The sequence below is a fragment of the Micromonospora sp. NPDC005979 genome, assembly GCF_040614415.1.
GTDB lineage: Bacteria > Actinomycetota > Actinomycetes > Mycobacteriales > Micromonosporaceae > Micromonospora.
Genome location: NZ_JBEXUR010000002.1, coordinates 1 through 12390, shown reverse-complemented (window position 1 = coordinate 12390; position 12390 = coordinate 1). Strand labels below are relative to the sequence as shown.

9 protein-coding genes are annotated in these 12390 nt (G+C 70.6%); 7 read left to right on the top strand and 2 right to left on the bottom strand.

Annotated features, from left to right (window positions below; all coding sequences use genetic code 11):
* The 4 genes from nuoL (at position 1) to ABZ272_RS03195 (ending at position 6368) form a co-directional block, all read left to right on the top strand.
* The gene (gene nuoL, locus ABZ272_RS03210; protein ID WP_355048263.1) at positions 1-1926 is read left to right on the top strand and encodes an NADH-quinone oxidoreductase subunit L; all 1926 of its coding nucleotides are present in this window, start codon (positions 1-3) and stop codon (positions 1924-1926) included.
* A 64-nt stretch (positions 1927-1990) separates the two neighbouring features.
* Positions 1991-3526, top strand: coding sequence for an NADH-quinone oxidoreductase subunit M (locus tag ABZ272_RS03205; RefSeq protein ID WP_355048262.1), 1536 nt, complete (start codon positions 1991-1993; stop codon positions 3524-3526).
* A 112-nt stretch (positions 3527-3638) separates the two neighbouring features.
* Positions 3639-5192, top strand: a complete 1554-nt coding sequence (nuoN, locus tag ABZ272_RS03200) for an NADH-quinone oxidoreductase subunit NuoN (protein ID WP_355048261.1) — start codon at positions 3639-3641, stop codon at positions 5190-5192.
* Positions 5193-5282: 90 nt separating this feature from the next.
* Positions 5283-6368, top strand: a complete 1086-nt coding sequence (locus ABZ272_RS03195) for a polyprenyl synthetase family protein (protein ID WP_355048260.1) — start codon at positions 5283-5285, stop codon at positions 6366-6368.
* An 85-nt stretch (positions 6369-6453) separates the two neighbouring features.
* Here ABZ272_RS03195 and ABZ272_RS03190 read toward each other — a convergent pair whose 3' ends face one another.
* Complete coding sequence (locus ABZ272_RS03190; RefSeq protein ID WP_355048259.1) at positions 6454-7635, bottom strand: MFS transporter; 1182 nt, start codon at positions 7633-7635, stop codon at positions 6454-6456.
* A gap of 154 nt (positions 7636-7789) precedes the next feature.
* Here ABZ272_RS03190 and ABZ272_RS03185 point away from each other — a divergent pair, with 154 nt between their 5' ends.
* A complete protein-coding gene (locus tag ABZ272_RS03185) occupies positions 7790-8572 on the top strand; it encodes an IclR family transcriptional regulator C-terminal domain-containing protein (RefSeq protein WP_355048258.1) in 783 nt (260 codons plus the stop codon).
* Between the two features lie 82 nt (positions 8573-8654).
* On the opposite strand, the gene ABZ272_RS03180 is transcribed toward ABZ272_RS03185, so the two are convergent.
* On the bottom strand, positions 8655-10781 hold the full coding sequence (locus ABZ272_RS03180; protein ID WP_355048257.1) for a PhoX family phosphatase: 2127 nt from the start codon (positions 10779-10781) through the stop codon (positions 8655-8657).
* Positions 10782-10996: 215 nt separating this feature from the next.
* On the opposite strand from ABZ272_RS03180, the gene ABZ272_RS03175 reads away from it, so the two are divergent.
* Together ABZ272_RS03175 and ABZ272_RS03170 are read left to right on the top strand one after the other, a co-directional pair.
* A complete protein-coding gene (locus ABZ272_RS03175) occupies positions 10997-11512 on the top strand; it encodes a sigma-70 family RNA polymerase sigma factor (RefSeq protein WP_355048766.1) in 516 nt (171 codons plus the stop codon).
* Positions 11509-12231, top strand: coding sequence for a zf-HC2 domain-containing protein (locus tag ABZ272_RS03170; RefSeq protein ID WP_355048256.1), 723 nt, complete (start codon positions 11509-11511; stop codon positions 12229-12231). The genes ABZ272_RS03175 and ABZ272_RS03170 overlap by 4 nt, the downstream gene beginning before the upstream one ends.
* Positions 12232-12390: the final 159 nt, after the last annotated feature.

Here is a 12390-nt window from a genome sequence, read left to right as displayed (position 1 = left end):
GTGGAAGAGACTGTGGAATACGCCCAGGCCACGGGGCTGCTCGGGGGCGTCTGGCTGCTGGTGGCGATCCCGCTGGTCAGCGCGGCCATCCTGCTGCTGCTCGGTCGGCGGGCCGACCGCTGGGGGCACTGGTTGGGCGTCGCGGCGATCGGCGCCGCGTTCGTGCTCGGGCTGGCGTCCTTCTTCCAGCTGCGGGGCCTGGAGAACAAGTCGGTCGAGCTGAGCCTGTGGGACTTCATCGCGGTCGGTGACCTGCGGGTCGACTTCGGCCTGCTGTTCGACCCGCTGGCCGCCGTCTTCGTGCTCCTCATCACCGGCGTCGGCTTCCTGATCCACCTGTACGCCGTCGAGTACATGGCGCACGACGCGGGTCGCCGCCGGTTCTTCGCGTACTTCAACCTGTTCGTCGCCGCCATGCTGCTGCTGGTGCTCGGCAACAACTACGTGATGCTCTACTTCGGCTGGGAGGGCGTCGGTCTGGCGTCGTACCTGCTGATCTCCTTCTGGTACGGACGGCCGAGCGCCGCCACGGCCGGCAAGAAGGCGTTCCTGATGAACCGGGTCGGTGACACCGGCCTCGCCATCGGCATCTTCATCATGTTCGCGACCCTGGGCACCACCCAGTACGACGAGGTCTTCAACGGCGTCGGCTCGCTGACCGGCACCACCGTGCTGGTCCTCGGCCTGTTGCTGCTGCTCGGCGCGGCCGGTAAGTCCGGCCAGTTCCCGTTGCAGGCGTGGCTGCCGGACGCGATGGAGGGCCCCACTCCGGTGTCGGCGCTCATCCACGCCGCCACCATGGTCACCGCCGGCGTGTACCTGATCGCCCGCTCCAACCCGATCTTCTCCGCGAACTCGACGCTCCAGCTCGTGGTGGTCAGCGTCGGCGCGCTCACCCTGCTGATGGGCTGCATCATCGGCGCGGCCAAGGACGACATCAAGCGGGTGCTCGCCTGGTCGACGGTGAGCCAGATCGGCTACATGTTCCTCGGCGTCGGCCTCGGCGGTGGGGCGTACGCGCTGGCCATCGTGCACCTCCTGGCGCACGGCTTCTTCAAGGCCAACATGTTCCTGGGCGCCGGCTCGGTCATGCACGGCATGAAGGACCAGGTGGACATCCGCCGCTTCGGTGGGCTGTCGTCGTACATGAAGGTCACCTGGTTGACGTTCATGATGGGCTGGCTGGCCATCATCGGCATGTTCCCGTTCTCCGGCTTCTTCTCCAAGGAGCCGATCATCGTGGCCGCCTTCGAGCGGGAGGACTGGACCGCCTGGCTCTACGGCGGTGCGGCGCTGCTCGGTGCGGGCCTGACCGCGTTCTACATGACGCGGCTGTTCGTGCTCACCTTCCACGGCCCGAAGCGGTGGACCGAGGACATCGAGCACCCGCACGAGTCGCCGAAGCTGATGACGGTCCCGCTGATCCTGCTGGCGATCGGCTCGGTCGGCGCCGGCTTCCTGCTCTCCACCTCCGTGCCGGACTGGCTGACGTCCACCGCCGGTCTGGGCGGCGAGCACGCGGAGCACGAGCCGGTCCTCTCGCACCTCGTGATCACCACGCTGTCGCTGCTGGTCACCGTGCTCGGCGCCGGCCTGGCCTGGTTCCTGTTCCGGGCCGGCACGGCCACCGCGCCGCAGCCGGCCGGGATCCTGGTCACCGCCGCCCGACGCAACCTCTACACCGACGCCGTCAACGAGGCGGTCTTCGAGAAGCCGGGCATCTTCCTCACCCGGGCGCTGGTCTTCCTCGACAACCGGGGCATCGACGGTCTCGTCAACGGGCTGGCCGCCGCCGTCGGCGGCGGTTCGGGTCGACTCCGGCGGATGCAGACCGGCTTCGTCCGCTCGTACGCCACCTCGATCCTGGCCGGCGCGCTGCTGGTGATGGCGGCGTTCCTCGCGGTGCAGGCGGGGTGGTTGGCGTGATCGACCTCAATGCGCCCGCCCCCGCCGGCGGACCACGCATCCACCACGGAGGTAAGGCCGCATAATGTCCAACTTCCCGTTCCTCTCGGTGCTCACCGTGGCGCCACTGGTGGGCGCTCTGGTGGTGGCCTTCCTGCCGCGCCACCGGCCCGAGCTGGCCAAGCAGGTGGCGTTCGCCTGGTCGCTGCTGGTACTGGTGCTCTCGGTGGTGATGTGGGTCAGCTTCAACGCCGGCGGTGACCGGTTCCAGTTCCGGGAGTCGTACACCTGGATTCCGAACTGGGGTGTCAGCTTCACGTTCGCCGCCGACGGCATCGCGCTGGTGATGCTGATGCTGATCGCGGTGCTGGTGCCGTTGGTGATCCTGGCGTCCTGGCACGACGCCGAGTCGTCCAAGCGGTCCATCCCGGTCTACTTCGCGCTGCTGCTGATCCTCGAGAGCACGATGATCGGCGTCTTCGCGGCCGCCGACGTCTTCCTGTTCTACGTGTTCTTCGAGGTCATGCTCGTGCCGATGTACTTCCTGATCGGCAGCTACGGCGGCCACCAGCGGCAGTACGCGGCGGTGAAGTTCTTCCTCTACTCGCTGGTCGGCGGCCTGTTCATGCTGGCCGCGGTGATCGGCCTGTGGGTGGTCGGTGGCAAGACGTTCGACTGGCAGGCGCTCTCGCAGGTCGACATCAGCACCGGCACCGAGCGGTGGCTGTTCCTCGGCTTCTTCCTCGCGTTCGCGATCAAGGCCCCGTTCTTCCCGTTCCACACCTGGCTGCCGGACGCCGGTGGCGCCGCCCCGGCGGGCGCCGCCGCGTTGCTGGTCGGTGTGCTGGACAAGGTCGGCACGTTCGGCATCCTGCGCTACTGCCTGCCGCTGTTCCCCGAGGCGTCGAAGTGGTTCGCGCCCTGGGCGCTGGCGTTGGGCGTGATCGGCATCATCTACGCGGCGCTGCTGGCGGTCGGTCAGAACGACCTCAAGCGGCTGGTGTCGTACACCTCGATCGCGCACTTCGGGTTCATCGGGGTGGGCATCTTCGCGTTCACCACCCAGGCCGGCACCGGCGCGGTGCTCTACATGCTCAACCACGGCCTGGCCACCGGCCTGCTCTTCCTCGTGGTGGGCATGCTCGTCGCCCGGCGTGGCTCGGCGTTGATCAGTGACTTCGGTGGGGCCGGCAAGCTGGTTCCGGTGCTCGCCGGTGTGCTGTTCTTCGCCGGTCTGGCCTCGCTCGCCCTGCCGGGGACGGCGCCGTTCATCTCCGAGTTCCTGGTGCTGATCGGCACGTTCACGGTGAACAAGCCGGTGGCGGTCATCGCCACGCTCGGCATCATCCTGGCGGCGGCGTACGTGCTGTGGATGGTGCAACGCACCACGCAGGGCACGCTCAACCCGGCGCTGACCGAGGTCGACGGTATGCGCCGGGACCTCAGCCTGCGGGAGAAGGTCGTGGTCGCCCCGCTGATCGCGCTGATCGTGCTGCTCGGCTTCTACCCCAAGCCGGTCACCGACGTGATCAACCCGGCCGTCCAGGCGACCATGGACGACATCGGCAGGACCGACCCCCCGCCGTCGGTGGGCGGCACTCTCCAGGAGGCAGGCCGGTGAGCGCGAGGAGTGAGCTTGCGAGCCTCGCAGTCGCGAACGGAAGGTCGGCATCGGTGAGCGCGAGGAGTGCAGCGGAGCGGAGCCCCGCAGTCGCGAACGAAAGGTCGGCACAGTGACCGAGTTGAAACTGCCGTCGCTCGACTACGCGGCGCTCGCCCCGATCCTGATCATGTTGGGCACCGCGTTGCTCGGCGTGCTGGTCGAGGCCTTCGTGCCCCGGCGCTCGCGCCACCTGGTGCAGCTGACGCTGGCACTGCTGGCCGTGCTCGCCGCGCTGACCATGGTGGTCCTCAACGCCGACGACCGGCTCATCACGGCCGGTCAGGCCATCGCGGTGGACGGACCGACGCTGTTCCTCCAGGGCGCGATCCTGGTGCTGGCGGCCATGGCGCTGCTCCTGATCGGCGACCGCTCCGTCGAGCGGGGCGGCGCGTTCGTCGCCCAGGCCGCCGTGACTGCCGAGTCGGCCGACGACCGGAAGCAGGCTGAGGGCCGCAACGGCCTCACGGAGGTGTACCCGCTCGTCACGTTCGCCATCGGCGGCATGCTGATCTTCGTGGCGGCGAACGACCTGCTGACCATGTTCATCGCGCTGGAAGTCTTCTCCCTGCCGCTGTACCTGCTCTGCGCGCTGGCTCGCCGCCGGCGGCTGCTGAGCCAGGAAGCGGCGATGAAGTACTTCCTGCTCGGCGCGTACGCCTCGGCGTTCTTCCTGTTCGGTGTGGCCCTCATCTATGGCTTCACCGCAGGTGTTCCGGGCCGTTCCGCCGGTGTCGACTTCGCGACCGTCAACGCGGCGGTGAGTGAGTCTCCGGCCAGCCCGGTGCTGCTCTTCGCCGGCATGGCGTTGCTCGCCATCGGTCTGCTCTTCAAGGCCGCCGCGGCCCCCTTCCACGTCTGGACCCCGGACGTCTACCAGGGCGCGCCGACCCCGGTCACCGGCTTCATGGCGGCCTGCACCAAGGTCGCCGCGTTCGGCGCCCTGCTGCGCGTCTTCCACGTCGCGTTCGAGGGCGGGGGTTGGGACTTCACCCCGGTTCTCGGCGCGGTGGCGGTGCTGACCATGCTGATCGGCGCGGTGCTCGCGGTCACCCAGACCGACATCAAGCGGCTGCTCGCGTACTCCTCGATCGCGAACGCCGGCTACCTGCTGGTCGGCGTGCTGGCCCCGAGCAAGGACGGGCTGTCCGGCACGATGTTCTACCTGGTCGCGTACGGCTTCTCGGTGCTCGCCGCGTTCGCCGTGGTGACCCTGGTCCGGGACGCGGACGGCGAGGCCACCCACCTGTCCCGGTGGGCGGGGTTGGGCCGGCGCTCGCCGTTCTTCGCCGCGCTGTTCACGTTCATCCTGCTGGCCTTCGCCGGTATCCCGCTGACCAGCGGATTCACCAGCAAGTTCGCTATCTTCGGGCCGGCCCTGGAGGGCGGTCAGGCGTGGCTGGTGATCGCCGGTGTGCTGACCAGCATGGTGCTCGCGTTCCCGTACCTGCGGGTCGTGGTGATGATGTGGCTGTCCGAGCCGGGCGAGTCCACCCCGACCGTGACCGTGCCGGGCGGGCTCACCTCCGCCGCCCTGATGATCGGCGTGCTGGCCACCCTGGCGCTGGGTGTCGCCCCGGCGCCGCTGCTCGACCTGGCTACCGGAGCCGCCGAATTCGTGCGGTGAGACGTGGCTCGACCACCGGGGGCCGGCGCGCGACAGCGTGCCGGCCCCCGGTGCGTATCCCCGAGCCGGAGCAGGTAGAACGGGTGTGGCATGGTTGATGGTGTGGTGATTCCGGCTGGCGAGCGTTCAGGTGCCACCGGTTCCGGCGGTCGCCGGGGTCGGGCGAGCATGAGTCAGTTCGGCGCGCTCGGCCTTCATCTCGCCGATCCCCGCGTCGAGGCATCCGTGCTGGGTCTGCTGGAAGCGGTCGAGGTCGAGCTGAGTGCCAGTGTGGCCAGCGCCGACCCGTTCGTCTCCGAGGCGGCCCGGCACCTTCTCGACGCCGGGGGCAAGCGGTTCCGGCCGCTGCTGGTGGCGCTCGGCGCCCAGTTCGGCGATCCCACGGGCGCGCAGGTGGTCCCGGCGGCCGTGGTGATGGAGCTCACGCACCTGGCCACCCTCTACCACGACGACGTGATGGACGAGGCGGACGTGCGGCGGGGCGCACCGAGCGCCAACTCGCGTTGGACGAACTCGCTCGCCATCCTGGTCGGCGACTACCTCTTCGCCCGCGCCGCGGACATCGCGGCGGACCTGGGTCCGGAGGCCGTCCGGTTGCAGGCGCGCACCTTCGCCCGGCTCGTGCACGGGCAGATCGCCGAGACGGTGGGGCCGCGTGCCGGCGACGACCCGGTCGTGCACTACCTGAACGTGATCGCCGAGAAGACCGGCTCCCTGATCGCCACGTCGGCCCGCTTCGGCGGCATGTTCAGTGGCGCTCCGGCGGAGTACGTCGAGGCGCTCGCCGGGTACGGCGAGACGATCGGTGTCGCCTTCCAGCTCTCCGACGACCTGCTCGACATCGCGTCCGAGTCGGTGCAGTCGGGCAAGACGCCCGGCACGGACCTGCGCGAGGGAGTCCCGACGCTCCCGGTGCTCTACGCCCGTGCGGCCGACGACTCCGACGCCTCCTCGGTGCGGCTGCGGGAGATCCTGGCGACCGGTCCGTTGACCGACGACGCGCTGCACGCCGAGGCGCTGGGGCTGCTGCGGGAGAGCCCGGCGCTCAAGCGTGCCCGGGAGACCGTACGCAGCTACGCCGAGGATGCTCGCGCCTGTCTGGCCCCGCTCCCCGCGAACTCGTCCCGCCAGGCCCTGGAGTCGCTCTGCGACTACATCGCCGACCGCACAAGCTGACGAACACACCCCTCCAGCTTCGTCGATCATGAAGTTATTGCCCCGACACGCGGGTGATCGGGCAACAACTTCATGATCGCCGGGTTCAGGGGCGCGGGGTTCTCAGGAGGCGGCTGCCGGTCAGCATCAGGGCGGCGGCCAGCAGCATCGACACCGAGGCCGTGGCCCACATCGTCGGGTAGCCCAGGTGGGCGGCGAGTGGGCCGAGGCTCAGTGGGCCGAGGCAGCCGCCCGCGTACACCCCGGTCTGTGTGATCGAGGTGGCGGCGGCCGGAGCCTGCGGGTGCAGCCGGACCACCGCGAAGTTCATGAGGCCGGGCCACGCCCAGCCCAGGCCGAACCCGAGCACCACGCCCGCCACCAGCGGCACCGGGCCGGCCACCGCGAGCAGGCCCAGCCCGACCGCCCCGATCACCAGCATCGCGGCGATGAGCGCGACGTGACCGTTGGCCCGCCGGTCGGCCAGTCCGCCGGCGCCCACCCGGGCGACGACACAGACCGCGCTGCCCAGGGTCAGGGTGAGGCCAGCGAGACCCGGCGAGAGGCCCCGGGCGGCGGCCGAGTCGACCAGGAAGGTGCCGAGCGCGTTGGCCGCGCCCGCCGCCAACGTCGCCGCCGCGCCGACGACCACCAGGGCCGTCGTGGCCCGGCCTCCGCCCGTCCCGTCGGCCCGACGCGCACGACCGGACACCTCCCGGGGTACGGCCGGCAGTGTGGTCAGCGCCGCGACTGCCGCCACCACGAACGCCCAACGCCAGCCGGCGGTGAGCGCGATGGTGGGCACCGCCGCGCCGGCCAGCAGCGTGGAGACCGGGATCGCCGCCTGCTTGACGCCGAACGACAGGCCCTGCCTCCTCGGCGGAACGTGCTCGGCGAGCGCCGCGTTACTGGCGAGCTGGCCGAGGGCGTTCGCGGCGGCGCTGAGCGCCAGCAGGGCGAGCAGCATCTCGTACGAGCGGGCGAGCGCTGCCACGGCCAGCATCGACCCGGAGGCCAGCACGATGCCGCAGCGGGCCACCAGCGCCGGCCCGTACCGCTCGACGAGGCGTCCGGAGGGCACCGAGGCCAGCGCGCTCACGCCGAAGTAGACGGAGACGGCCAGGCCCAGCCCGGCGGGGGAGAAGCCCAGATCCGTACCCATCTGGACGGCGAGGCCGCCGAGCAGGAAGACGGGCAGTACGCAGGCCACGGTGGTGACCACGGCACCGGCGCTGGCCCGGATGGGGCGGGTGCGGACGCGCGCGGGGGTGAGGACGGTGTCGGTCATCGTGCGGCAAACCTACGCGAGTCGCGCTCAGGCAACTCCTGGTGACCACTGGTGTACGAGGAGTGGATGGTGATCTGGCATCCTCGACCCGAACAGGCATTTCGCACGCGGCCTGTTTTTCATATGGTGTAAGTCCCCGGCGGCGGAGGTGGTTGTGCGCGACCCCTTGGCAGAACCTTCGGACCTGATCCGCAGCGTGTCCCGAGCACTGCGGGTGCTCGAGTCGGTCGGTCGTGCCCCGAAGGGCCTGACCGTCAAGCAGATCGCCCGACGGTGTGAGCTGACCGTGGCCACCACCTACCACCTCGTCCGCACCCTCGCGTACGAGGGTTACGTGATCCGTCGCGAGGACGGCACGTACATCGTGGGTCTCGAGGTGGCCGACCGTTACCGCGAGTTGGTGACCGCGTTCCGTGGGCCGCCGGTGGTCGGCGAGACATTGCGACGCGCGGCAGTCGACACCGGTTACAGCCACTTCCTGGGTCGGTTCGTGGGCGGTCAGGTCGCCATCACGGCGGTGGCCGAGGGGCACCGTTCGCCGTACCTGGAAGATCTCGTTCCCGGCTTCGACGAGGGGGCCCACGCGACCGCTCTCGGCAAGTCCCTGCTCGCCACCCTGACCGCCGAGCAGCGCTTCCGCTATCTCCGCGAGTACGGCATGCGTCCCTTCACCAACGCCACGCTGACCGCCACCGAGACGTTCGAGGCCGACCTGGCCGCCGGTGACCGCCGGGGGATGCAGTTGGAGTTGGGACAGTTCCGCCAGGGGGTGGCGTGCGCGGCGGTGCTCGTGGCACCCGACAAGGACATGGAACGTCGGGTCGTGCTGGCCTGCGCCCTGCCCGCGAGCGAGATGATGACCTCCGCCCGGGTCGTACGCGCGAAGCTGCTCACCGTCGCCCGTACGGTCGCCGACGGCATCGCCGCCGACCACTGACCCGCCCGATGCGCCAGAGGCCCTCTCCCGGGCTGGGAGAGGGCCTCTCGGGGCGGTCCAGCGCCGAACCGCCAGGGGAACGTCAGCTGCCCACCGGGCCGCCGTCGAGACGCCAGGTGACCACCACGCCCGGCTTGGCGTAGTCGCCGTCGGGCCAGTTCGAGGCCGGGTTCTCCACCGAGGCGCCGGTGATCTCGCCCGGGTGCTGCACGGCGACGAACACCGAGCGGTTGTCGCCGGTGATGAACGGGCCGCAGGTCTCCGCGCCGATCGGCACGGTCAGGAACTGCTTGAGGTGGCCCTTCTCCGGACCCTCGACGGCAGTGGCGAAGAGGCCGTCGTTGCTGCCCAGCGCATTGCCGTCGGTGGAGATCCACAGGTTGCCGGTGGCGTCGAAGGCGACGTTGTCCGGGCAGGAGATCGGCGAGACCTGGGTCTTGTCGTACCCGGAGAAGAAGGTCGACGGGTCGGTCGGGTCGCCGCAGACGATCGGCAGCGACCAGGCGAACGTCTCCGACGTGTTGTCGTCGCGGTCCTCGACCAGCTCCAGGATCTGCCCGTGCTTGTTGGCGTTGCGCGGGTTGGCCTCGTCCGCCGCCGCCTTGCCGGCCTTGCCGCGGTCGGTGTTGTTCGTCAGCGCCACGTACACCTTGCCGGTCAGCAGGCTCGGCTCGACGTCCTCGGGACGGTCCATCTTGGTCGCGCCGACCTTGTCACCGGCGAGCCGGGTGAAGGTGAGCACGTCGGCGGCGGTCATCCCGTCGACGAACGACTTGTTGCCGCTGACCAGCTTGATCCAGCGCCCCCGACCGTTGAACGCTCCGTCGGAGGGGAGCGTGCCGGAGCCGTCGATCTCGGCGGCGCTGGTCTGGTCGAGTTTCGCCACGTACAGCGTGCCGGACTCCAGCAGGGTCAGGTTGTGCTTGCGGGCGGCCCAGGAGTTGCCCTTGAGGAACTTCTTGTCCGAGACGAACTTGTACAGGTAGTCGAACCGCTCGTCGTCGCCCATGTACGCGACCACGTGGCCGTCCTTGGCGACGATGACGTTCGCGCCCTCGTGCTTGAAGCGGCCCATCGCGGTGTGCTTGCGCGGACGGCTCTCCGGGTCGAACGGGTCGATCTCGACGACCCACCCGAACCGGTGCGCCTCGTTGGGGTGCTTGGCCAGGTCGAAACGCTCGTCGGCGCGTTCCCACTTGCGGCTGCCGCTGGGGTAGCGGCTGGCGGTGCTGATGCCGTACCGGTCGAGCTTCGGCTTCAGCTCGGCCGGCGCGGCGTCCGCGCCCACGAAGTACTGGTTGAAGTTCTCCTCGCCGGAGAGCACGGTCCCCCACGGGGTGACGCCACCGGAGCAGTTGTTCAGCGTGCCGACGACCGTACGACCCTTGGGGTCGGCGGCGGTCTTCAGCCAGGCCGAGCCGGCGGCCGGGCCGGTCAGGTCGAACTTGGTGCTCAGCGCGGTCACCCGCCGGTTGTACGGCCGGCGGCCGTTGCCCACGGGCTTCCACTGCCCGGTGCCGCCGACCCGCTCCAGCTCCACCACGGACATGCCGTGCGCGGCCATGGCGGTGCGCAGCTGCTCCATGGAGAGTCCGTCCAGGCCGGGGAACCCGGGGAACATGAGGTCCTCGTTGGTGTACTCGTGGTTGACCACGAGCAGCGCCCGCCGGCCCTGCTTGTCCAGCGGCAGCACACCCACGAAGTCGTTGTTGTAGCCGAACTGCTTCGACTGCGCGGCGGCGCTCTGCTGGTGCAGGTCGAACGCCGGCGCGCCCGGCAGCACCGGGTCACCCCACTTGATCACCACGGCGTGGTCGTAGCCGTTCGGCACCACCAGGGTGTCCAGCTTGTTCGGCGGAATGGGCTTGAAGGTCAGCGCGCCGCTGCCGACACCCGTGGTGGGACGGCCGAAGCCGAAGTTCTCCGGCACGTCCGGGGTGGTGGGGGCCGCGCTGGCGGGGGCCGCGCCGGCCAGCGCGCCGACCGCCGCGCCGCCGAAGCCGAGCACCAGGGCGCCGACCGCGCCGGCCCGGACCACGCCGCGCCGGGAGACCTCCGCGTCCACCACGTCACCGAAGTACGCGTTCTCGGACGTGTTCGGTACGGGGTGGTCACAGGCGTTGCCGCAGCGGTAGAGGCAGGTCATGGCGTCACGGGTGCCGTGGCGCTTGCCGGTCAACAGCGGGAGCAGCCGGGGACGGTCGCTCATGGGGGAGGCCTCCAGGTGAGTGGGTGGCGCGACAGGCGGCGTACCAGCCGGACGCTAGGAGGACGCGGTGAGCGGTCGTCGGCCGCGATATGAACCAGGCGTGAACACCTGCCCGGCCGCCAGTGGTCTGACCTCGGGCTGAACCGTTCGGCGTCACCACACGTATTCCCGGGCGGACGCACCGCCGGACCCGCGCCGGAAGTGAGGAGACCGCCATCAGCGACCATGACGCCCAACTGCTGCGGGCGCTGCACGACGAGCACGCGGAGGCGCTGTACGCACACGCCCTGCGGCTGGTCAACGGCGACCGGCAGCGGGCCGAGGACCTGGTGCAGGAGACGCTGCTGCGGGCCTGGCGGCATCCCGAGGCCCTCGACCCACGACGCGGCTCCGTGCGGGCCTGGCTGTTCACTACCGCTCGCAACCTGGCCATCGACGCCTGGCGTCGACGCTCCACGCGGGTCGGCGAGGTGTTCACCGACGAGATTCCCGAGCCGCCGGAGGTCGTCGACGAGGCCGAGCGCGCCGTCGAGGCGTGGACCGTCGCCGAGGCGTTGAACCGGCTCAGCCCGACCCACCGTGAGGTTTTGGTGGAGTGCTTCTACCAGGGGCGGTCGGTGGCGGAGGCGGCGTCGCGGCTGGGAGTGCCGCCGGGCACCGTCAAGTCACGCACCCACTATGCGCTGCGCTCACTACGGTTGGTCCTGGCCGAGATGGGGGTGACGGGATGACCCGGTGCGAGTTCGCGCACGACGACGGCGCGTACGTGCTGGGCGCCCTGGCCCCCGCCGAGCGGGCCGCCTACGAGCGGCATCTTGCCGGCTGTGCCTCGTGCCGGGATGCCGTCGCCGAGATCGCCGTCCTACCGGGACTCCTCGGCCGCCTCGACCCGGCGGGCCTGGAACAGTTCCTGCCACCGCCGACCGCGCCCCGGGCGCCCGCGCTGCTCGAGGAGGCCCGGGCGCGCCGGCGCCGCGAACGGACCAGGACCCGTCGCCGGTACGCCCTGACGACGCTGGCCGCCGCCGCGCTGGCCCTGGTGGTCGGCGTGGGAACGGCCGCCGTGCTGCCCCGACCGGTCGCCCCGCCGCCGGACCCGGGGGCGCAGGGCACCTCCCGGCCCGCTCCGCAGGTGTCGATGGTCGCCATGCGGCCGGTGGCACTCGCCGGTCCGGTGCACGCCGACATCGGTCTGACCGGCAGCAAGTGGGGCACCGAGATCACCATGCACTGTGGGTACGACGCGCGGACGAGCTACGGCAAGGCGTATCCGTTCCGGCTGGTGGCGAAGGGCCCGAGCGGCGCGAGCGAACAGATCGGCTCCTGGCTCGCCGCGCCCGGCGACGACCTGGTGTTCACCGGCATGACCCGCTTCACCGACGCGGAGCTGGTCAGCGTGGAACTCCAGCGAGCCGACGGCACCCCCCTGCTCACCTACGCAGTCCCGTAACCCGCTCGCCCCGCCCCGCCCGCCCCGCCCCGCCCCGCCCCGCCCGCCCTCGCCCTTGCCTCGCCGATCTGTGAGTGGGGTTGTCAAGTGGCGGTGCGGTGGTGGGTGGTGATGATGCGGTAGAGCTGTCGGGCGATGTAGCGCTTGAGGCAGCGGTTG

Bases quoted from the DNA above. Each gene is read 5' to 3' on its own strand.
- ABZ272_RS03205 (WP_355048262.1), top strand. From the start codon at position 1,991: ATGTCCAACTTCCCGTTCCTCTCGGTGCTCACCGTGGCGCCACTGGTG.
- ABZ272_RS03195 (WP_355048260.1), top strand. From the start codon at position 5,283: ATGGTTGATGGTGTGGTGATTCCGGCTGGCGAGCGTTCAGGTGCCACC.
- ABZ272_RS03190 (WP_355048259.1), bottom strand. From the start codon at position 7,635: ATGACCGACACCGTCCTCACCCCCGCGCGCGTCCGCACCCGCCCCATC.
- ABZ272_RS03180 (WP_355048257.1), bottom strand. From the start codon at position 10,781: ATGAGCGACCGTCCCCGGCTGCTCCCGCTGTTGACCGGCAAGCGCCAC.
- ABZ272_RS03170 (WP_355048256.1), top strand. From the start codon at position 11,509: ATGACCCGGTGCGAGTTCGCGCACGACGACGGCGCGTACGTGCTGGGC.